This window comes from Streptomyces lusitanus, from assembly GCF_042647945.1.
GTDB classification, from domain to species: Bacteria; Actinomycetota; Actinomycetes; order Streptomycetales; family Streptomycetaceae; genus Streptomyces; species Streptomyces pseudogriseolus.
Genome location: NZ_JBHRWL010000010.1, coordinates 56,659 through 76,473, shown reverse-complemented (window position 1 = coordinate 76,473; position 19,815 = coordinate 56,659). Strand labels below are relative to the sequence as shown.

Sequence of the window (19,815 nt, the reverse complement as noted above, 5' to 3'; positions counted from 1 at the left end):
CCATGACCACACCGCTCGCCCAGGCCGCCACGACCGCCGCAGCCACCGCGGCGAACACCGGCGCCACCGCGTGGGCCGCGCGCATCGAGCACGTCTCGAAGTCGTTCCCCGGCCCCGCCGGGCAGCAGCTGGTGCTGGACGACATCAGCCTCGACATCGCCCCCGGCGAGTTCATCACCCTGCTGGGCGCCTCGGGCTGCGGCAAGTCCACCCTGCTCAACCTGGTGGCGGGCCTCGACCGCCCCACCGCCGGGTCGGTCACGACCGACGGCCGCCCCGCCCTGATGTTCCAGGAACACGCCCTGTTCCCCTGGCTGACCGCCGGCAGGAACGTCGAACTCGCCCTGCGCCTGCGCGGGGTGCCCCGCGGCCGCCGCCGCGAGCGGGCCGAGGAACTGCTCGAACTGGTCCGTCTGCGGGGCGCCCACGGCAAGCGGGTGCACGAGCTGTCCGGCGGCATGCGCCAGCGCGTCGCCCTGGCCCGCGCCCTCGCGCAGGAGAGCCGGCTGCTGCTGATGGACGAGCCGTTCGCCGCGCTCGACGCCATCACCCGCGACGTGCTGCACGACGAACTCACCCGCATCTGGCGCGAGACCGGCCTGTCGGTGCTGTTCGTCACCCACAACGTCCGCGAGGCCGTCCGCCTCGCCCAGCGCGTGGTCCTGCTGTCCTCCCGCCCCGGCCGCATCGCCCGCCAGTGGACCGTCGGCATCCCGCAGCCTCGGCGCATCGAGGACGCCGCCGTGGCGCACCTGTCCGCCGAGATCACCGAGGAACTGCGTGGGGAGATCCGCCGCCATGGCCGCCACTGACACCGCCCCGCGCGCCGACGACGGCGACCTCGCCGGCCTGGAAGCGGGCCTGGACGCCCTGGAGACCGCGCCCACCGCCCGTACCCCCCTGCGGCGGGTCCTCACCGAGAAGGTGCTGCCGCCCGTCCTCGCCCTCACCCTGGTCCTGACCGTCTGGCAGGCACTGGTGTCCTTGCGGATCGTCGACGACCCGACCAAGCTGCCCGCCCCCGCCGACGTGTGGCACGTCCTGCACGACGCCTGGCTCCAGGGCACCCTGCTCGGCTACATCTGGACCTCCGTCTCGCGCGGACTGCTCGGCTTCCTCCTCGCCCTCGCCCTCGGTACGCCGCTCGGCCTGCTGGTGGCCCGCTTCCGGTTCCTGCGGGCGGCCGTCCGGCCCGTCCTGTCCGGCCTGCAGTCACTGCCGTCCGTCGCCTGGGTGCCCCCCGCCGTGATCTGGCTCGGCCTGAACAACCGCATGATGTACGCCGTCGTCCTGCTCGGCGCCGTGCCGTCCGTCGCCAACGGGCTGGTCTCCGGCATCGACCAGGTGCCGCCGCTGTTCCAGCGCGCCGGCCGCACCCTGGGCGCCACCGGCCTGAAGGGCACCTGGCACATCACCCTGCCCGCCGCCCTCCCCGGCTACGTCGCGGGCCTCAAGCAGGGCTGGGCGTTCTCCTGGCGCTCCCTCATGGCCGCCGAGATCATCGCCTCCTTCCCCGACCTCGGCGTCGGCCTCGGACAGCTCCTGGAGAACGGCCGCAACGCCAGCGACATGGCCATGGTCTTCGAGGCGATCCTGCTCATCCTCACCGTCGGCGTCGCCGTCGACCTGCTGGTCTTCAGCCCCCTCGAACGCCGGGTGCTGCGCACCCGCGGACTGCTCGTGAAGGGCTGAGCCGCGCCTCGAGCGGGGCTCGACGCATCGTCCGCCGCTCCTTGAGACAGGTCGCCCACTGTGGCGGTGAAAGGTTGACCGGCGAACGGAGACCGACATGCGAGCGCGGCGCTCACCCGGCCTGATCAGGTCCTTCGGCAGGAGCCTCGGCGAAGGCGTCATGTGGATGGGGTTCGGATGGTTCACCGTCCAGCTGCCGCACCCCTGGACGGGATACGTGACCCTGCCCGGCGAACAGCCGTGCCTGCCCCCGCTGTCGCAGGAGGAGATCGCCCGGCGGCTGGAGCTGATGGAAGAGGTGTGAGCACCCGCCGCGGCGGTCGCGCCCGCCCACCGTCCTGACCCGACCGAACCGAAGGAGACCAGGGGTGACCGAAACCGGGTCGGCCGCTGCCCGCCATCCCGTGCAGATGCGCCGCATACTCAAGCTGTTCCGCCCGTATTGCTCGAGCCTCATGTCCGTCGCGTTCCTGGTCGCCGCGTCGTCGCTGGTCTCCCTCGTCAACCCCTTCCTGATCCGCCAGATCATCGACGTGGCGCTGCCGCAGGGCAGGACCGGACTGCTGACCCTCCTCGCCCTCGGCATGGTCGCCGTCGCCGTCGCGAACAGCTCGTTCAACGTGTGGCAGACCTACCTGTCCGCCAAGGTCGGCCAGCTCGTCATGCACGACCTGCGCACGGCGGTCTACTCCCACCTCCAGCGGATGTCGCTGGCCTTCTTCACCCGGACCCGCACGGGCGAGGTCCAGTCGCGCATCGCCAACGACATCGGCGGGATGCAGGTGACGGTGACGACCACCGCGACGGCCCTGGTGTCGGACGTGACCACCGTCATCGCCACCGTCACCGCCATGGCCCTGCTCGACTGGCGGCTCACCCTGGCCTCGCTGGTCGTCCTGCCCGGCTTCGTGTGGGTCAGCCGCCGCGTCGGCGACGAGCTGCGCGTCCTGACCCGCTCCCGGCAGCGCCAGTTCGCCGACCTGTCCTCGAACGTGCAGGAGTCGCTGTCGGTCAGCGGCATCATGCTCGGCCACACCATGGGCCGCTCACGCTCCCTCAGCGACGCGTTCGCCGCACAGTCCCGCAAGCTCACCGACACCGAGGTCCGCGCGAGCACGGCCGGCCTGTGGTACCAGTCCACCATCTGGGTCGTCATGGCGGCGATGCCCGCCGTGATCTACTGGGTGGCGGGCCTGACCGCGAGCGGCGGGCACATGGCCGTCTCCATCGGGGAACTGGTCGCCTTCGCCACCCTTCAGCAGATCCTGTTCCGGCCCGCGCAGCGCCTGCTGACCATCGGCCTGGACATCCAGAGCTCACTGGAGCTGTTCGGCCGCATCTTCGAGTACCTCGACCTGCCCGTCGACGTCGCCGAACCGGAGCGGCCCGTGGTGCCGGCGCAGCTGCGCGGCGAGGTGCGGCTGCGCGGCGTCGGCTTCCGCTACGCGGGCGCCGAACGGCCGACGCTGGACGGCGTCGACGTGACCGTGCCCGCCGGCCGCAGCCTCGCCGTCGTCGGCGAGACGGGCTCGGGCAAGACGACGCTGAGCTACCTCGTCCCGCGCCTGTACGACGCGACGTCCGGCAGTGTCACGATCGACGGCGTCGACGTGCGCAACCTGTCCTTCGACACCCTCGCCGCCGCCGTCGGGGTGGTCTCCCAGGAGTCGTACCTCTTCCACGCCACCGTCGCGGAGAACCTGCGCTTCGCCAAACCCGGCGCCACCGACGAGGAGCTGGTCGCCGCGGCCCGCGTGGCGCACATCCACGACTACCTGATGTCCCTGCCCGACGGCTACGACACGGTGGTGGGCGAGCGCGGCTACCGCTTCTCCGGCGGGGAGAAGCAGCGCCTGGCCATCGCCCGCGCCATCCTGCGCGACCCGCCGGTCCTGGTCCTCGACGAGGCCACCAGCGCGCTGGACACCCGCACCGAGCGGGCCGTGCAGCAGGCCATCGACGCGGCGAGCGCCGGCCGCACCACCATCACGGTCGCGCACCGGCTGTCGACGGTCCGCAACGCCGACGAGATCATCGTGCTGGTGCGGGGCCGCATCGCCGAGCGCGGTACCCACGAGGAGCTGCTCGCCCTCGACGGCCACTACGCCACCCTCGTCCGCCGCGACAGCGAGATGGCGGCCGTCTAGCCGCGCCAGGGATGCCGCGTCCCCGCAGCTCACGGCGGTGACTCGACCGGGCTGGACGCCACTTCGAGTGGCTCTGCAGCGGCCGTGCCTACCATCCGGCGAATGGAGACTGCGTCTGCCGGAACACCGGACTCGCCCCTGATGAAGCGGCGCACCCTGATACGCGGCGGTGCCGTGGCCGGGCTGGGTGCCCTCATGTCCTCGTACACCGCCCTCGCCGCACCGGAGGACGACGGCCCGGGCGCCGCCGAGCCGTCGGCGGACCGGCTGATCCTGGCCAAGTTCAAGGACCCGCTGCGCATACCGCCGGTGCTGCGGCCGGCCGGCCGCGGCGGCCACGACGAGCTGACCGTGCGCATGCGCACCGCCGACGTCCTGGTGCACTCCGACCTGCCGCCGGTGCGGATGTGGACGTACGAGGGGAGCTACCCGGGCCCCACCGTCGAGACGGTGCGCGGCCGCCGCCTGCGGGTGGCCTGGGAGAACCACCTGACCGGTACCCTCCCGGTCACCGCCGTCGACTTCGGGCAGCCCGGCGGCCCCTCCCCCGACCCGCTGTCCAACTACCCGGGCACGGAAGGCTGCCGGGAGGTCCCCGGGGTGGCGGACCTCCGGCCGTGGGCCGCGGTGCACCTGCACGGCATGCTGACCGGCGGCGGCAACGACGGCTGGATGGAGAACCTGGTCGCGCCCGGTGACGTGCAGCTGTCGGCGTACCCGAACGACCAGGCCGCGACGACGCTCTGGTACCACGACCACACCCACCATGTGAGCCGCTTCAGCGTGTACGCCGGTCTCGCCGGCCTGTTCGTCCGCCGTGACGAGGAGGAGCGGGCGCTGGGTCTGCCCAGGGGCCGGCACGAGGTGCCGCTGGTGCTCAGCGACCGCAACTTCGCGCTGGACGCCTCCGGCGCGCTCACCGGGCGGCTGGTCCACAAGGTGGAGATGGTCGGCACCAGGCTCATGCGGGCCCACGCCGCCCCCTACACCCTGGTCAACGGGGTGATCTGGCCCTACCTGGAGGTGGAGCCGCGCTGGTACCGGTTCCGCATCGCCAACACCGCCAACTCGCGGATCTACCGGCTGATGCTGCTGGCCGACGGCGAGCCCGTCCCCGGCGCCTTCCAGGTCATCGGCACCGACCAGGGCCTGATCGACACGCCCCTGCCCGTCGAGGGGGCGCTGAACCTCTCCTCCGGCGAACGCGTCGACGTGCTGGTCGACTTCAGCGCGTACCGCGGCCGCTCCCTGAAGCTGGTCAACACCATGGAGGGCGTGCCGCCCGGCTCCTCCAGCACCCGGCACGACCTGCTGGAACCCGATGTGATGCAGTTCCGCGTCGCCGCTCGCGGGTCCGCCGGCCGGTTCACGCCGCCCGCGGTGCTCTCGCCCACGTTCGAGCGGCCCACCCACCACGACCTGCCCCACGACAGCGCACCCCGGTGGGTGGTGCTCGTCGGTCCCGGCGCGGACAACGTGCCCGAACTGTGGGAGATGGAGGAGGTGGCGGACACGGCCGGCCTCACCTTCCCCGCCCCGGGGATCGTCCAGGTGCGGGACGCCGAGGGCACGCTCACGACGCTGCGCAGGACGGCCCTGCGCTACGACGACGGGCGGGCCTTCACCGTGGCGCACGGCAGCACGGAGATCTGGAAGTACCTCAACCTCGCCGCCTCGCCCCACCCCATGCACATCCACCTGGCCCACTTCCACGTGCTCTCCCGCGAGCAGTACGACGTGACCGGCTTCGACCGGACCGTCCGCGGCACCGTCCGGCCGGCCGCCCATCTGCGGGCCGGGGAGCTGGACCCGCACGAACGCGGGCTGAAGGACACCGTCCGGGTGGGGACCGCGGGGGAGATCCGCCCCGGCCCGAACGGCACCCCGGGCGAACTGGTCACCGTCGCCGTCAGCTTCCCCGCCGTCGGCAGGGGGGTTCACCACTGCCACATGCTGGAGCACGAGCAGCACATGGTGCGCCCTCTCGTGGTCGCACCCGCCGCCCACGGCCACGCGGGCGGCCACCACTGACGGCGGGCGGGGAGCACCGAGTGCCGGCGGCGTGGTCAGGCGGCCTTGCGGACGATCTCCACGGGGCCGGAGTCCAGCAGCGTCCGCACGGCGTCCTCGCCGCCGGCGACGTCCAGGTCCATGTCGTGGAGGAGGCCGATGACGTTCTGCACCACGGTCTCCGGCCGGGTCTTCTCCGTGCCCTCCCAGACCAGCTCCGGGAAAACGGTCAGATAGACCTTGTCGTTGCCCTGGCTGTAGATGTTCACTTCCATGACGTCACGGAGAGCCATCCGGGCTGCGTAGATCAGGTTGTTCATGTGCCACCGACTTTCGGTATCCGGTTTTCTGAGGCTTCCTGGTCACACGTACCGACCACATGATGGTCAGCCGCCGAAGGGTGTGCAACGACGTGCGGAGAATACTCCGTTCAACTGCGGGGAATCCGCGATCGAACGGGGTTCGCGAATTCCGGTGTTTGACAGGAAAAGGCCGCGCTGCGGACCATCGGTGGTGCTCGCAAATGCTGCAGGCCGCGTCCAACGAAAAGCATCCGGAGTGCCATGAAAATCCTGTTCATTACCACGGGCAGCCAGGCCACCTACTATGCCGCTGCCCCGCTGGCGACGGCCGCGCGCAATGCGGGCCACCAGGTCATGCTGGCCGCCCACGAACCGTGGGTGGAGACCGCGGAGGCCATCGGCCTCCCCACCTTCTGCTTCACCGTCGACCCGATCCGTCACTTCATGCGGATCAGCAACCCGGGCAAGGGGCTGCGCTTCCCCCGGGAGCTGGGCGACGAGGAGATGATCGGGCAGGGCCGCGGCTTCGCCAGGATGGGCCTGGCCGGGGTGGAGTCCCTGCTGGAACTGGCCAAGGACTGGACCCCGGACGTCGTCGTGGGCAGCTCCCAGAGCTACGCCGCGATGCTGCTCGCCGCCCACCTGAAGGTCCCCTACGTGCGCCACGTCGAGTACCTGGGCATCCCGCTCACCGGTATCGACCCCGGCGCCGAGCTCGAGCTGCGGCCGGAGATGGAGCGCCTCGGCGTGGACGGGCTGCTCAAGCCCGACCTGCTCCTGGACTCCACCCCGCCGTCGCTGCGGCCGGCCCACGACCCGGCCGCGCAGCCGATGCGCTGGATCCCCAGCAACCCGCAGCGCCGGCTGGAGCGCTGGATGTACACCCGCCCCGAGGGCCGCAAGCGTGTGGTGATCACCTCCGGGTTCCGCAGCCTGATGTTCCGGGACCCGGGCTGGTCCATGCCGCTGCTGGTCAAGGAGCTCGACAAGCTGGGCGCCGAGGCGCTGATCGCGGCGAACCCCGGTGCCGTCGAGCGGTTCGGCGCCGAGCTGGGCGACGCGCGCGTCGGCTGGATCCCGATCGACGTCACCGCCGCCACCTGTGACCTGGCGGTCCACCACGGCGGCGCGACCACCGCCACCACGCTCATGGCCAACGGGGTGCCCCAGCTGGTCATCCCGGAGAACCCGCCGGAGTTCCCGCCGAACTACCACCGGGAGGCCATCGCCAAGGCCATCACCGACTTCGGCGCCGGCAAGACGCTGTGGCCGCAGGCGCAGGAGCCGGACAAGGCGCCGGGCGAGGTCATCGCCGCGGCCTGCCGGGAGCTGCTGGAGAACCCCGGCTACACCGAGCGGACGCAGTTCCTCGCCAAGGAGATCTCGACCCTGCCCACGCCCGCCGAGATCGTGCCCAAGCTGGAGGCGCTGGTCTGACGGCCGTACGCCGGCCCCGGCGCACGCCGGTCGCCCTGGGACCGCGGAGGACTGCTCCGTCGGGCCCAGGGCGACCGGCGTTGTGCGTGCGGGCGGAAAGCGAGGACGCAGGACGGGACGAGGGACGGAGCACGAGGGACGGAGGGCGGGGAACGGAGGGCGGGGAACGGAGGGCGGGGAACGGGAAGGGCGGCCGGGCCGGGGCCCGGCCGCCGGGTCAGCGGGCGACGAGCGCCTCGATCTCGCGCAGCACCTCGTCCGGGGTGGGCAGCGCCGCGGTCTCCCGGGCCAGCGCCCGGGTCCGCTCGGCGTACCGGGGATCGCCGAGGATCTCGCGGCAGCCCGCGACGACCGCCTCGCCCGGCGCCTGCCCCGCCGGCGGCCGGTGCGGGTCCGCCAGGATCGCGGCGCCGAAGCCGCTGACGGCCTCCGCGACGGCCTTGCCGTAGCCGTTGTCGGGCACGACCACCTGGGGCACCCCCGCGTTGATCAGCGTCATCGCCGTGGTGGCGCCGCCGTGGTGGACCGCCAGGTCGCAGGTGGGGGCGACCACGTCCAGCGGGATCCAGCCGATGCGCACGTCCCCCAGCTCCGCGCCGTGGCGCTCGGCCGCCTCGGGCAGCGCCGCGATCAGCACCTCCACGCCCGCCCCGGTCAGCTCCTGAACCAGCCGGCGCAGTGAGCTGCCCGGGGTGTCCAGCACCAGGTTGCGGGTGCCCGCGGTGATCAGGGCCCGGCGGCGGCCCTCGGGCCGGGTGTACATCCACGGCTCGATCCGGCGCTGGGTCACCCGGGGCACCCAGCGCATCGACCGCGCGGCGGGGGCGCCGGGCGGGCGCAGCGAGGGCGGGCACAGGTCGATGAAGAGGTCGGGGGCGGGCAGCTCGGTCAGTCCCAGGCGCTCCAGCTGCGGCTGGAGTTCCGCCACCGCCGTGCGGTCCCGGCGCGCCATCGGCGCGATGTGCCAGATGTGGCGGACGTAGGGGACTTTCAGCCGGGCCGCGAGCACCCGGGGGACGTGGGAGAGGCCTCCGACGACCAGGTCGGGGGCCCACCGGCCCGTCAGGTCCAGCAGCGCGTCGATGCGGGCGGCGGCGGTCGTGCCGTCCTGGCCGTAGCGCATGCGCTCGGCGGTGATGCAGACCGCGGGGAGCCCGACGGACTGTGCGGCCGCCATCAGCGGTTCGTCGGCCGCCAGGAGGATCTCGTGGCCGGCGCTGCGGGCGGCGGCGGCGAGCGGGGCGACGCCGAAGACGGCCGCCTGGCTGCCACCGACGGTGAACAGTATTTTCATGGCTGTCGCACTTCTTCCGTTGGGGGGCGGGGGGTCTGCGGGGTGCGGCGCAGGGGGGTCAGCCGGCCTTGGCCATCTCCATGACGTACTGGCCGTAGGAGGAGTGGGCGAGGCGGCTGCCGAGCCGGTAGCAGGACTCCCGGTCGATGTAGCCCATGCGCCAGGCGATCTCCTCCAGGCAGGCGATGCGCACGCCCTGGCGGTGCTCCAGGACCTGCACGTAGTCCCCGGCCTCCATGAGCGCGTCGTGGGTCCCGGTGTCCAGCCAGACGAAACCGCGGCCGAGGGGGATCAGCGTGGCCTCGCCGCGCTCCAGGTAGATCCGGTTCAGGTCGGTGATCTCCAGCTCGCCGCGCTCGGAGGGCCGCAGCTGCCGGGCGATGTCCACCACCTGGTTGTCGTAGAGGTACAGCCCGGTGATCGCCATGTTGGTCTTCGGATCGGCCGGCTTCTCCTCCAGGGCGATGAGCCGGCCCCGCTCGTCGAGGGTGCCGACGCCGTAGCGCTCGGGATCACTCACCGGGTAGCCGAACAGGACGCATCCCTTGATGTCCTGCGCGGCCCGCTGGAGCATGGGCCCGAACTCGTAGCCGTGGAAGATGTTGTCGCCCAGCACCAGGGCGACGGAGTCGTCCCCGATGTGGTCCTCGGAGACCAGGAACGCGTCCGCGAGACCGCGGGGCTTGTCCTGCTCCGCGTAGGTCAGGGTGATGCCCAGCCACGAGCCGTCGCCCAGCAGCCGCCGGAACATCTCCGAGTCCTCGGGCGTGGTGATGATCTCGATCTCGGTGATCCCCGCCAGCATCAGAGCGGAAAGCGGGTAGTAAATCATCGGCTTGTCGTAGACCGGAAGCATTTGCTTGGAGACCCCGAGAGTGATCGGATGGAGCCTCGTGCCATTGCCGCCGGCCAGGATGATGCCCTTCACCGTGGCGCCTCCTCAGTAACGTCGTGCCCCTGGGCAGTGCACGCACTTTATCGGTGTCGGCCACGAGGCCGAAAGCCTCGTCGGAATCACCGCTCGGAAAGGCCGTTTTGTTGACAGACACGGGTCCGCCTACTCAGGCTGACGGCATACCGGTTCAGGCAAGCGCATTTACTGTCGTCGTTTAGGTGGACCTGTGGAAATCGACAATCTGACGCCCGTTCTCGAAAATGAGCAGAGGGCCGGTATCGGCATCATCGGGTGCGCCGACATCGCCGTGCGCCGGGCCCTCCCCGCCATCCACGGGTCGCCGTTCCGCCTCATGGCGGTCGCGAGCCGTTCCCGGGAGAAGGCCGAGGGCGTGGCAGCCGCCGCCGGCTGTGCGGCCGTCGAGGGCTACGAGCGGCTCCTGGACCTGCCCGGCATCGACGCCGTCTACATTCCGCTGCCCAACAGCGAGCACGCCGTGTGGGCCCGGCGGGCGCTGGAGGCGGGCAAGCACGTCCTGCTGGAGAAGCCCGCCGTGCCCGCCGAGGAGACGGCACGCGACCTCGTCGCGCTCGCCGAGAAGAGCGAGCTGGCCGTCATGGAGAACTTCGCGTTCCTCCGGCACCCCCAGCACGCCCGGGCACAGGCCCTGGTGGCCGACGGCGCGATCGGGCAACTGCGGTCCTACACGGGTTCGTTCGGCATTCCGCCGACCGATCCGAGCGGGATCAAGTACCAGGCGGACCTGGGCGGCGGCGCCCTGTGGGAGGTCGGCTGCTACCCGGTGCGGGCCGCGCAGGAGTACCTCGGCGCGTCGGCTCGGGTCCTCGGCGCCGGCCTGAAGTTCGACCCGCGGCTCGGCGTCGACGTGGCCGGCGCGGCCCTGCTCGGCGACGACGACGGGGTCACGGCGCACTGCTCCTTCGGCCTGTCTCACGGCTACCGGTCGGCCTACGAGCTGTGGGGCAGCGAGGGGCGGCTGGTCCTGGAGTGGGCGTTCACGCCCTCGGTCGGCGCCCGCCCGGTGCTGCGGCTGCAGCAGAAGGACCGCGAGACGCAGATCCTCGCACCCGCCGCGGACCAGTTCCTCGGCGTCTTCACCACGTTCCACGACGCGGTGCGCGACCCGGCCGCGCGGGCGGAGCACCACGGCGACCTGGTCCGCCAGGCCGGCCTGATGGCCCGCATCCGCGCCCACGCCCTCACCGAGGGACCCTGTTGAGCGGCAGCCGGTGAGACCCGCGAGGCGCATGGGAGAACACGGAGAAGGGCGGTCGGTGTCCTGTGGACGCCGACCGCCCTTCTCCCCTGTCCGCGCGCTCTACAGCCCGCCCGGCACCGCGGCCAGCATGCGCGGCGGGCACTGCTCCCAGGTCGGCAGCAGGCCGGCCGCCGCCGCCTCGGCCAGGGTGGGCGCCGCCGCGTCCTTGTCCGAGCGGATCGGCGGCTCCTTCAGGTCCCAGGGCAGGGCCAGCTCGGGGTCGAGGGCGTCGATGTCGATCATCGTCCCCGGCACGTACTCCTGCGAGCACAGGTAGCTCATGCACGTGTCGTCCGTCAGGGCGAGGAAGGCGTGCCCGACCCCGTCGGGCAGGTACACCGCCGTCCCCGTCCCCGGGCTCTGCAGCGTGACGTCGTAGTGGCCGAACGTCGGCGAGCCGACCCGGAGGTCGACGGCGATGTCCAGGGCGCTGCCCCGCACGCACGTGACGAACTTGGCCTGGCCCGGCGGCACCTTGGTGCCGTGGATGCCCCGCAGGGTGTTGCGCCGCGACACCGAGTAGTTGACCTGACGGACCGTGAACTCCCAGCCGCTCGCCCCGAGCAGCGCGCCGGCCCGCACCGATTCGAAGAAGTGGCCCCGGCGGTCGCTCAGCGGCTCGGGCTCCACGCGGTAGGCGCCGGGCACCGTCATTTCCGTTATCCGCACCGAAGGCTCCTCACCGGTTCAGCCCGCGGCGGCCGGGGCGCCGGCCGCCCGGGCGATCCGCTGCCGCATGGACGCTGTGTCGTTGGTGCGCGGGAACTCCTCCTGCGGGACCTCGACACCGAGGTGGGCGCACAGCGGCTCCCAGCCCTGCTGCACGTCGTAGACGAGGACCCGGTCCGCGCCCAGGGCGCGCACCACGTCCTCGTTGTGCCGGTGGTAGACCTCGATGGCGTGGTCCTTGTCGGAGAACCGGCCGCCGAACAGCCCGTCCCAGACCATGGTGCTGGTGACACGGAACAGCCGGGCCTGGGGGCTGCCGGGCTCCGGCGGGTTCGCCGTGCTGCGCAGGGCGAACTGGTACAGGGTGTCGTGGGTGCTGCGGTACCAGCTCTCGGCGTCGCGCACCGTCAGGATCACCTTGGCGTCGGGGAACGCCTCGCTGATCTGCCGGTGGTACACGGCGCACGGGCCGTCCACCGCGGAGCGGTAGCCGTCGAACACGGCCGCCCAGTCGGGCCGCTCCCCGTCACAGACGATCTTCTCCCACTGCTGGAGCCGCTCCGCATCGCCGACGATGTCGAACATGTGGAAGGAGGGGCCGAGGCCCAGGCGGTCCAGGGCCACCTTCAGCGAGGTCGTGCCGGTCCGTCCCAGACCGGCGTTGATGAGCTTGAGCACGGTGCCTTCCCCTCCTCAGCGCCAGGCCGCGTCGTCCTGGCGGGTGGCGACGTTCACCCGGTTCCAGAGGTTGACCAGTCCGATGTGCATGACCAGCGCCCCGAGCTGCTCGTCGGTGTAGTACTGGGCGGACTTCTCCCAGACCTCGTCCGACGCCATGTCCTGCGGGTCGGTCATCAGCGTGACGGCCTCCGCCATCTCCAGGGCGTGGCGCTCGGCCTCGTCGAAGCAGGACTCGGTCCGCCAGCCGGCCACCCGCCGCAGGCGCGGGTCGGTCTTCGCCGTCCGGTCCGGGCCGTCGGGGAAGGTGTAGCCGCGGCCGTTGATCTGGCTGACGCGCAGCCGGATCAGGTCCAGCGTGGTCTGCGGCACGCCCACCTTGCCGATGACCTCGGTCAGGTCGAGCAGGGGCTGCAGGGCGCCGGGAACGACCAGGGAGGGATTGTCCATCCGTGGGGTCATCGGGTCTTCTCCTGTGCGGTGTGCGGGAACGGGTCGGGTGGGTGCGGTGGCCTCAGACCGGGATGCCCTCGATGACCGAGATCGGCGCGCTGGTGGGAACGGCCCTGGTGAGCTCGAAGCCCGCCCGCGCGAACAGCTCGGTGTACTCGGCGAGCGTGCGTTCCTGGGCACCGAGCATCAGCATCAGCCACAGGTCGATGGTGTTGCCGACGTGCTTCTCGTTGCGCTCCGGGATCACGTACTCGACGACGAGCAGCTTGCCCCCGGGGGCGATCGCCTCGCGCGCGTTGCGCAGCGCGGTCACGGCGTCGGCCTCGGAGAAGTCGTGGATGATGTGCTTGAAGACGTAGGCGTCGCCGCCGGCGGGGAGCTTGTCGAGATAGCCGCCGTGCTCGATGGTGAGCCGGTCGGCGACCCCGGCAGCCTCGAAGAGCGCGGGCGAGTCGACGGTGGCGATCTTGGAGTCGTACAGGACGCCCTTGGTGTCCGGCGCCTGCCGCAGGATGCCCGCGAGGAGGTTGCCGCGGCCGGCGATGACGTCCACGACCGTGCCGAACCCGGAGAAGTCGTAGGCGGCCAGGATCGGGTCGGTCTCCGAGGCCGACAGCTCGCCGAACGCCTGGAAGAACACCCGGGCGTAGTCGGGGTTGGCGTGGAAGAAGTCCAGTGCGCCCATCCCGCGCAGCTTGGGCAGGTTGGGCTCGCCGGTCTCCACGGTGTCGTACAGGTGCCCCCACTCCTCCCACAGGGTGGGGTGGTTCATCAGCAGGGCGAAGCCGCGCATGGTGTCGGGGGCGTCCTCGCGGAGCTTGTCGGACAGCGGCGTGTTCGTGTACCGGCCGTCCGGGCCGGCCGCGAACACCCCGTGGCCAGCGAGGGCCCGCAGGACGCGGCGGGTCGCCTTCGCGTCGGCCCCGACGCGCGCGGCGATCTCCTCGACGGACAGCGGGCCGCCGGCCAGCACGTCCGCGACGCCGAGCCGGGCCGCGACCGAGACGGCCTGGGTGACCACAGCTCCCTGGATGAGGTGGAGCAGCGCGTACGAGTCTGATTGGTCACGGACCTCGGGCAGCACGGACATGCTTTTCCTCTCGGAGCGCCTTTTTGCGGTTTCTCGCGGATTCCAGACCATAGGACGGCCATTCTCAAAACCGCAACTTATCCATTCCCGCAATGCCGTCCGGGCGTTCGACCGTGGAATTTGAGCGGTTGAACAGGGCCTGTCCAGTACCGCTCCAGCGGCATTCCGGTGCCGCTCGTCAAATTGGCCTGGCCCGGCTATGTCGAGGAGGCCCCGTTGCGACACGACACCCCCACTCCGGTGGATTTCTGGTTCGACCCGACCTGCCCCTGGGCCTGGATGGCCTCCCGGTGGCTGCTCGACGTCGCCCGGCAGCGGTCCCTCGACGTGCGCTGGCACCTGATGAGCCTGACCGTCCTCAACGAGGGCCGCACCGACCTGCCCGAGCGCTGGCACCGGGACCTCGCCGTGCGCATGGAGCCGGTGCGGGTGTGCGCGGCCGCCGGGCAGACCTACGGTCCGCAGGTCCTGGGCGGGCTGTACACCGAGCTCGGCACGCGCTTCCACCTGCAGCAGGCGCCCAAGGAGCACGCCACCTACGCGGCGGCCCTCGGCGCCGCCGGCCTCGACCCCGCCCTCGCCGACGCGGCCCGTACGGACGCCTACGACGACGTGGTGCGCGCCTCGCACCACGACGGCATCGGCCGGGTCGGTTCCGATGTCGGCACGCCCGTCATCGCGGTCGGCGACGTGGCGTTCTTCGGCCCCGTGGTGAGCCCCGCCCCGCGCGGCGAGGCCGCGGCGCGGCTGTGGGACGGGGTGCTCGCCGTGGCGGCGACCGACGGGTTCTTCGAGCTCAAGCGCACCCGCACCCGCCGGCCGATCCTCACCTGAGCGGTGTCAGCGGGCCGCGGCGGCCACGGGGGCCGTCCAGTTGTCGGCCAGCCACCTCTCCAGCGTGACCAGGCCCGGCCGGGTGCGGCGCAGCTCCTCCAGGTCGGCGCGGTAGCCGTCCCGCTCGAACCAGTCGAACATGTTGGCGAGGTCGGGGCGGGCGTTGCGCAGCGGCTCGGTCGGCAGCTGCTGGTAGCGGGTCGGGACGCCGGAGACCGCCTCGAAGGCCGCGGCCATCTGCGGCCCGGTCAGACTGTCGCCGGCGATCTCCACCGTACGGCCCAGCCATGCCCCGGGGTTGTCGAAGGCGTCCGCGGCGAACACGCCGATGTCGCTGGTCGCGATGAGCTGCACCGGGATCCGCGGGTCCAGCCACATGGCCAGCACCAGTCCGTCGCCCGACGGGCGCGGCGCGATGTCGAGCAGGATGTCGTGGAACATGACCGGGCGCAGCACCGTCGTCGGCAGGTCCAGGGTGCTCAGGTACCGCTCCACCCGGTGCTTGCTCTCGAAGTGCGGGACCCGGGTGTCGCGGTCCGCGCCGCCGACCGAGCTGTACACGAAGTGCCGCACCCCGGCCCGCACCGCGGCGTCCGCCACCGCCCGGCCCTGGCGCTCCTCGGCCTCGACGCCGCCGGGCCCCCGGAACGTCTGGACGCTGAACACCCCGTGGACGTCCCGCATCGCCGCCGTCAGCGAGGCCGCGTCGTCCATGTCGCCGCGGACCAGGACCGCGCCCGCCTCCTGCAGCGCCTTCGCGTCGGCCTTGGCCGGGTCCCGGACCAGGGCGTGCACGGTGCGGCCGCGCCGCAGCAGTTCGCGGGCCACCGCCCCGCCCTGCCGGCCGGTTCCGCCCAGCACCAGGATCGTTCCGTCAAGCGCCACTGTCTGTCTCCATGTCTCGTGCCCGCCGGGACGCGCCCGGGCGGTGCGGTCGTATGCGGCGGCCGCGCGGCGGCAGCCGTGGGCCAGGGGGCCGCGTGCTACCAGGGGACGGGTCCTTCGTCCGCCAGGCACATGCCCGACGGGCCGGACTCGTCCAGCAGGGCGAGCCGGACCACGACGGCGGCTCCCTCGGCGGGTGTGCGCCGGCCGCGGTGGTGGTTCATGTCCGTGGCCACCACGCCGGGCAGGGCGGCGTTGACCTTGACCGGGGTCCCCCGCAGCTCCTTCGCGTAGGCGGCCGTGACCGCGTTCAGCGCGGTCTTCGACGACTGGTAGGCGATCATGTTGACGCCCGCCAGCGGAGAGTCCGGGTCCGCGTGCAGGGTCAGCGAGCCCATGTGGCTGGAGAGGTTGACGATCCGGCCGGCGGGGGAGCGCAGCAGCAGCGGCAGCATCGCGTGGGTCACCGTGACCACGCCGAAGACGTTGGTCTCGTAGACCTCCCGCAGGTCGGCCGCGGTGGCCTCGCCGGGCCGTCCGGTGAAGGCGCCCGCGGTGCCGGCGTTGTTCACCAGGATGTCCAGGCGGCCGTGGCGCCGTTCGATCTCACGGGCGGCCTCGGCCACACCCTCCGGGTCCGTCACGTCCAGCCGCAGCGCCGTCGCGGCGACGCCGTCGGCCGCCAGCGCGTCGGCGGCCTGCTTGCCGAGCGTCTCGTCGCGCGCGCCGACGATGACGACGGCCCCCCGCTCACCGAGCTGCCGCGCCGCGGCGAATCCGATGCCCTTGTTGGCACCGGTGACGAGCGCGATCTTCTCGTCCGTCACGTCAGCTTCCCTTTCTGCGGCCGGTAATGCGCACATTCACCAGGTGAAGAAGAAACCTGAAGGCACCCGACGATATTGCTGCGGCACGGACCGCACGCTCAAGCGTTCATCTCCCGCGTTCAACGGCATCGCTCCGCGGTCGAACGCCGTATGCGTCGGAATTCCGATCGTTGCGGCCCGGGATTTGTCTGAGTAGCTTCCCAATGGCCAACCATTGCCGCAGCGCAGAGGGCCTCAAAAGAATGAAGACAACGGACGTCATAGTGGTCGGTGCGGGGCCGGTGGGCCTGATGCTGGCCGGAGAACTGCGCCTGGGCGGGGCGGAGGTGGCCGTCTACGACCGGCTGCCCGCCCCCACCGAGGAGTCCCGGGCGCTCGGCTTCAACCGGCGGGCCGCGGAGTCGCTGGACCAGCGCGGGCTGCTGCCCCGCCTGGGCGCCTTCCGGTGGGGCCCGATGGGTCACTTCGGGGGCGTCCGCTTCGACCTGGACATGCTGGACGAGGACCACAGCGGCGTGCTGGGCCTGTCCCAGACCAGGACCGAGGAGGCGCTGGGCGGCTGGCTGGCCGAGCTGGGTGTGCCGGTGCGCCGTGGCCGCGAGGTGACCGGCCTGCGCGAGACCGCCGACGGTGTCGTGGCCGCCTTCACCGGCCCCGACGGCCCCGGCGAGGAGAGCGCCCGGTACGTCGTCGGCTGCGACGGCGCCGGCAGTACGGTCCGCGAGCTGGCCGGCATCCCCGTCGTCCACTGGGAGTCCACCCGCGGCATGTACACCGCGGAGATCACCGGCGTCGCCCCGCGCCCCCGGCCGATCGGCGAACGCCTGCCCGGCGGGCGCATGGTGGTGTGCACCCCGCTGGGCGAGGGCCGCTGCCGGGTGGTCGTTCACGACCCCGGGCTGCCCGCGCGCCCGGAGCCGGGCGCGCTGACCTTCGCCGAGGTCGCCGCCGCGTGGCGGCGGCTGACGGGTGAGTCGATCGACGACGCCCGGTGCCTGTGGCTGTGGGCCTCGGGCAACTCCTCGGCGCTGGCGCAGCAGTACCGGCGCGGCCGGGTGCTGCTGGCGGGCGACGCCGCGCACGAGATCCCGCCGCTGGCCGCGTGGGGCCTGAGCGCCGGGCTGCAGGACGCGGTGAACCTCGGCTGGAAGCTGGCGGCGGTGGTCCAGGGCCGGGCCCCCGAGGACCTGCTGGACTCCTACGACGCCGAACGCCGTCCCGTCGGCCGTCAGTTGATCCGCAACGCCCGCGCGGCGGCCAGGCTCTACCTCGGTGACGAGGCCATGGAGCCGGTGCGGGAGGTGGTGGGCGAGCTGCTGGCCCACAAGGATGCCGCCGAGCAGGTCGCCGGCGTGGTGAGCGGTCTCGGCATCCGCTACGACCTGGCCAAGGGCGACCACCCCCTGCTCGGCCGGCGCATGCCCCCCGACACCACCGTCACCCTCCCCGACGGCACCCGCCCCCGCGTCGCCGAACTCCTGCGCACCGGACGCGGCCTGCTCCTCACCACCGACGAGACCACCACCACCGCCGCCCACGGCCACACCGACCGCGTCGACGCCCGCACCGGCACATGGACCCTGCCCGGCACCCCCGCCGACGCCGTCCTCATCCGCCCCGACGGCTACGTCGCCTGGACCTCCCCCGGCACCACCGACGACCTCACCCAGGCCCTCGACCGCTGGTTCGGCACCGCCCGTCTGCCGCAGTCCGCCGGCCGGTGAACGCCGGCCCCTTCGCGAAGGAGTAACCACATGGCCAGGGATGTGATCGTCGTCGGGGCCGGCCCGGTCGGGCTGATGACGGCGGGCGAACTCAGGCTCCGCGGCGTGGACGTCGTCGTCCTCGAGCGGCTGCCCGCCCCGACGCGCCAGTCACGGGGCGCGAGCTTCACCAAGCGCACCGCCGAATGCTTCGACCAGCGGGGCCTGCTCGGCCGGCTCGGCGCCACCGAGCGGGCCGACGCCCACTTCGGCGGGGTGCCGATCGACCTCGGCATGCTCACGGAGGACCACTACGGGCACCGGGGCGTCTCCCAGTTCCGCACCGAGCGGATGCTGGAGGACTGGGCCGGCGAACTCGGCGTGCCCGTCCTGCGCGGCCGGGAGGTGACCGGTCTGCGGCAGGACGACGACGGCGTCGTGGTGAGCGTCGAGGGCCCGGGCGGGGCGGCCGAGGAGAGCGCCGCCTACCTCGTCGGCTGCGACGGCGGGCGCAGCACCGTCCGCAAGCTGGCCGGGATCGGTTTCCCCGGCACCGACGGCCGGCGCGGCTTCCTCACGGCCGACGTCACCGGCATCGAGACCCGCAAGCGGCGCATCGGCGAGAACCTGCCGGGCGGCAGCATGGTGATGGCGATGGACCTGGAGAACGGCGTCACCCGCGTCGTCGTCCACGAGGCGGGGACGCAGCCGCCGCGCGACCGCGACGCGATCGCCTACGCCGACCTCGCCGACGCCTGGCAGCGGCTGACCGGTGAGTCCATCCACCACGGCGACTGCCGCTGGATCAGCTGCTTCACCGACGCCTCCCGGGCCGCCGCCGACTACCGGCGCGGCCGGGTGTTCCTGGCCGGCGACGCCGCCCACGTGCAGCCCCCGGCGATGGCACAGGGCCTGAGCGTGGGCGTGCAGGACGCGGTGAACCTCGGCTGGAAGCTGGCGGCGGCCGTCCAGGGCTGGGCCCCCGAGGACCTGCTCGACAGCTACCACGCCGAACGCCACCCGGTCGGCGAGCAGCTGGCGCGCAACGCCCGCGCGGCGATCGAACTGCGCCTCACCGGGGAGGACATGGACCCGGTCCGGGAGATCGTGGGCGAGCTGCTCGCCCACGAGGACGCCGCCGAGTACGCGGCGGGCATGCTGAGCAACCTCGGCATCCGCTACGACCTGGCCAAGGGCGACCACCCCCTGCTCGGCCGGCGCATGCCCCCCGACACCACCGTCACCCTCCCCGACGGCACCCGCCCCCGCGTCGCCGAACTCCTGCGCACCGGACGCGGCCTGCTCCTCACCACCGACGAGACCACCACCACCGCCGCCCACGGCCACACCGACCGCGTCGACGCCCGCACCGGCACATGGACCCTGCCCGGCACCCCCGCCGACGCCGTCCTCATCCGCCCCGACGGCTACGTCGCCTGGACCTCCCCCGGCACCACCGACGACCTCACCCAGGCCCTCGACCGCTGGTTCGGCACCGCCCGCAGCGCCCTCTAGGCGCTCTCGACCGGGGGGCCGGGCCCCCCGGCGAGACTGCCAGGACCTGTCCCGGCGCCGGTCGCCGGCGCCGGGACGGCTCTCACGACACTAACCGCGAAGGAT

19 protein-coding genes are annotated in these 19,815 nt (G+C 72.5%); 10 read left to right on the top strand and 9 right to left on the bottom strand.

Annotated features, from left to right (window positions below; all coding sequences use genetic code 11):
- Positions 1 to 2: 2 nt before the first annotated feature.
- From ACFOSY_RS17910 to ACFOSY_RS17890, 5 genes are all read left to right on the top strand, one after another.
- On the top strand, positions 3 to 812 hold the full coding sequence (locus ACFOSY_RS17910; RefSeq protein ID WP_394307953.1) for an ABC transporter ATP-binding protein: 810 nt from the start codon (positions 3 to 5) through the stop codon (positions 810 to 812).
- Positions 799 to 1,692 carry an ABC transporter permease gene (locus tag ACFOSY_RS17905; protein ID WP_394307912.1) on the top strand — a complete coding sequence of 298 codons (894 nt, stop codon included), beginning with the start codon at positions 799 to 801 and terminating at the stop codon, positions 1,690 to 1,692. The genes ACFOSY_RS17910 and ACFOSY_RS17905 overlap by 14 nt, the downstream gene beginning before the upstream one ends.
- Before the next feature lie 97 nt (positions 1,693 to 1,789).
- Positions 1,790 to 1,996 (top strand): hypothetical protein, encoded by a 207-nt coding sequence (locus ACFOSY_RS17900; RefSeq protein ID WP_394307910.1) that lies wholly within the window; start codon positions 1,790 to 1,792, stop codon positions 1,994 to 1,996.
- A 106-nt stretch (positions 1,997 to 2,102) separates the two neighbouring features.
- A complete protein-coding gene (locus tag ACFOSY_RS17895; RefSeq protein ID WP_394307951.1) occupies positions 2,103 to 3,839 on the top strand; it encodes an ABC transporter ATP-binding protein in 1,737 nt (578 codons plus the stop codon).
- A gap of 102 nt (positions 3,840 to 3,941) precedes the next feature.
- Positions 3,942 to 5,870: a multicopper oxidase family protein gene (locus tag ACFOSY_RS17890; protein ID WP_394307908.1), complete on the top strand. Its 1,929-nt coding sequence runs from the start codon at positions 3,942 to 3,944 to the stop codon at positions 5,868 to 5,870.
- 35 nt (positions 5,871 to 5,905) lie between these two features.
- On the opposite strand, the gene ACFOSY_RS17885 is transcribed toward ACFOSY_RS17890, so the two are convergent.
- A complete protein-coding gene (locus ACFOSY_RS17885) occupies positions 5,906 to 6,142 on the bottom strand; it encodes a hypothetical protein (protein ID WP_394307906.1) in 237 nt (78 codons plus the stop codon).
- A 270-nt stretch (positions 6,143 to 6,412) separates the two neighbouring features.
- On the opposite strand from ACFOSY_RS17885, the gene ACFOSY_RS17880 reads away from it, so the two are divergent.
- Positions 6,413 to 7,588, top strand: coding sequence for a glycosyltransferase (locus ACFOSY_RS17880; RefSeq protein WP_394307903.1), 1,176 nt, complete (start codon positions 6,413 to 6,415; stop codon positions 7,586 to 7,588).
- A 217-nt stretch (positions 7,589 to 7,805) separates the two neighbouring features.
- Here the strand turns inward: ACFOSY_RS17880 and ACFOSY_RS17875 are convergent, their stop codons facing one another.
- Both ACFOSY_RS17875 and rfbA read right to left on the bottom strand, forming a co-directional pair.
- Complete coding sequence (locus ACFOSY_RS17875) at positions 7,806 to 8,882, bottom strand: glycosyltransferase (protein ID WP_394307901.1); 1,077 nt, start codon at positions 8,880 to 8,882, stop codon at positions 7,806 to 7,808.
- 58 nt (positions 8,883 to 8,940) lie between these two features.
- Positions 8,941 to 9,810, bottom strand: a complete 870-nt coding sequence (rfbA, locus tag ACFOSY_RS17870) for a glucose-1-phosphate thymidylyltransferase RfbA (RefSeq protein ID WP_394307899.1) — start codon at positions 9,808 to 9,810, stop codon at positions 8,941 to 8,943.
- Between the two features lie 193 nt (positions 9,811 to 10,003).
- Between rfbA and ACFOSY_RS17865 the strand changes: the two genes are divergently transcribed.
- The gene (locus tag ACFOSY_RS17865; protein ID WP_394307898.1) at positions 10,004 to 11,017 is read left to right on the top strand and encodes a Gfo/Idh/MocA family protein; all 1,014 of its coding nucleotides are present in this window, start codon (positions 10,004 to 10,006) and stop codon (positions 11,015 to 11,017) included.
- A gap of 99 nt (positions 11,018 to 11,116) precedes the next feature.
- Here the strand turns inward: ACFOSY_RS17865 and ACFOSY_RS17860 are convergent, their stop codons facing one another.
- From ACFOSY_RS17860 to ACFOSY_RS17845, 4 genes are read right to left on the bottom strand one after another with little or no spacing between them, the layout of a single operon-like run.
- Positions 11,117 to 11,725, bottom strand: coding sequence for a dTDP-4-dehydrorhamnose 3,5-epimerase family protein (locus ACFOSY_RS17860; RefSeq protein WP_394307896.1), 609 nt, complete (start codon positions 11,723 to 11,725; stop codon positions 11,117 to 11,119).
- 18 nt (positions 11,726 to 11,743) lie between these two features.
- Positions 11,744 to 12,403 carry a sulfotransferase family protein gene (locus tag ACFOSY_RS17855; RefSeq protein WP_394307894.1) on the bottom strand — a complete coding sequence of 220 codons (660 nt, stop codon included), beginning with the start codon at positions 12,401 to 12,403 and terminating at the stop codon, positions 11,744 to 11,746.
- 15 nt (positions 12,404 to 12,418) lie between these two features.
- Positions 12,419 to 12,865, bottom strand: a complete 447-nt coding sequence (locus ACFOSY_RS17850; RefSeq protein ID WP_394307892.1) for a carboxymuconolactone decarboxylase family protein — start codon at positions 12,863 to 12,865, stop codon at positions 12,419 to 12,421.
- 52 nt (positions 12,866 to 12,917) lie between these two features.
- Positions 12,918 to 13,946 (bottom strand): methyltransferase, encoded by a 1,029-nt coding sequence (locus ACFOSY_RS17845; RefSeq protein ID WP_394307890.1) that lies wholly within the window; start codon positions 13,944 to 13,946, stop codon positions 12,918 to 12,920.
- Between the two features lie 216 nt (positions 13,947 to 14,162).
- Here ACFOSY_RS17845 and ACFOSY_RS17840 point away from each other — a divergent pair, with 216 nt between their 5' ends.
- The gene (locus ACFOSY_RS17840) at positions 14,163 to 14,780 is read left to right on the top strand and encodes a mycothiol-dependent nitroreductase Rv2466c family protein (protein WP_394307887.1); all 618 of its coding nucleotides are present in this window, start codon (positions 14,163 to 14,165) and stop codon (positions 14,778 to 14,780) included.
- A 6-nt stretch (positions 14,781 to 14,786) separates the two neighbouring features.
- Here ACFOSY_RS17840 and ACFOSY_RS17835 read toward each other — a convergent pair whose 3' ends face one another.
- Together ACFOSY_RS17835 and ACFOSY_RS17830 are read right to left on the bottom strand one after the other, a co-directional pair.
- A complete protein-coding gene (locus ACFOSY_RS17835; RefSeq protein WP_394307884.1) occupies positions 14,787 to 15,665 on the bottom strand; it encodes an NmrA/HSCARG family protein in 879 nt (292 codons plus the stop codon).
- Positions 15,666 to 15,763: 98 nt separating this feature from the next.
- Entirely contained in the window at positions 15,764 to 16,492 is a 729-nt protein-coding gene (locus tag ACFOSY_RS17830) for an SDR family oxidoreductase (RefSeq protein ID WP_394307882.1), read from the bottom strand.
- Positions 16,493 to 16,734: 242 nt separating this feature from the next.
- Here ACFOSY_RS17830 and ACFOSY_RS17825 point away from each other — a divergent pair, with 242 nt between their 5' ends.
- Entirely contained in the window at positions 16,735 to 18,216 is a 1,482-nt protein-coding gene (locus ACFOSY_RS17825) for an FAD-dependent monooxygenase (RefSeq protein ID WP_394307880.1), read from the top strand.
- A 30-nt stretch (positions 18,217 to 18,246) separates the two neighbouring features.
- Positions 18,247 to 19,710: an FAD-dependent oxidoreductase gene (locus tag ACFOSY_RS17820; protein WP_394307878.1), complete on the top strand. Its 1,464-nt coding sequence runs from the start codon at positions 18,247 to 18,249 to the stop codon at positions 19,708 to 19,710.
- The last annotated feature ends 105 nt before the right edge of the window (positions 19,711 to 19,815 follow it).

Coding starts and splice junctions, on each gene's coding strand:
- ACFOSY_RS17850 (WP_394307892.1), bottom strand. CDS start 12,865: ATGACCCCACGGATGGACAATCCCTCCCTGGTCGTTCCCGGCGCCCTG.
- ACFOSY_RS17890 (WP_394307908.1), top strand. CDS start 3,942: ATGGAGACTGCGTCTGCCGGAACACCGGACTCGCCCCTGATGAAGCGG.
- ACFOSY_RS17875 (WP_394307901.1), bottom strand. CDS start 8,882: ATGAAAATACTGTTCACCGTCGGTGGCAGCCAGGCGGCCGTCTTCGGC.
- ACFOSY_RS17820 (WP_394307878.1), top strand. CDS start 18,247: ATGGCCAGGGATGTGATCGTCGTCGGGGCCGGCCCGGTCGGGCTGATG.
- ACFOSY_RS17880 (WP_394307903.1), top strand. CDS start 6,413: ATGAAAATCCTGTTCATTACCACGGGCAGCCAGGCCACCTACTATGCC.
- ACFOSY_RS17910 (WP_394307953.1), top strand. CDS start 3: ATGACCACACCGCTCGCCCAGGCCGCCACGACCGCCGCAGCCACCGCG.
- ACFOSY_RS17885 (WP_394307906.1), bottom strand. CDS start 6,142: ATGGCTCTCCGTGACGTCATGGAAGTGAACATCTACAGCCAGGGCAAC.
- ACFOSY_RS17825 (WP_394307880.1), top strand. CDS start 16,735: ATGAAGACAACGGACGTCATAGTGGTCGGTGCGGGGCCGGTGGGCCTG.
- ACFOSY_RS17895 (WP_394307951.1), top strand. CDS start 2,103: ATGCGCCGCATACTCAAGCTGTTCCGCCCGTATTGCTCGAGCCTCATG.
- ACFOSY_RS17900 (WP_394307910.1), top strand. CDS start 1,790: ATGCGAGCGCGGCGCTCACCCGGCCTGATCAGGTCCTTCGGCAGGAGC.
- ACFOSY_RS17905 (WP_394307912.1), top strand. CDS start 799: ATGGCCGCCACTGACACCGCCCCGCGCGCCGACGACGGCGACCTCGCC.
- ACFOSY_RS17845 (WP_394307890.1), bottom strand. CDS start 13,946: ATGTCCGTGCTGCCCGAGGTCCGTGACCAATCAGACTCGTACGCGCTG.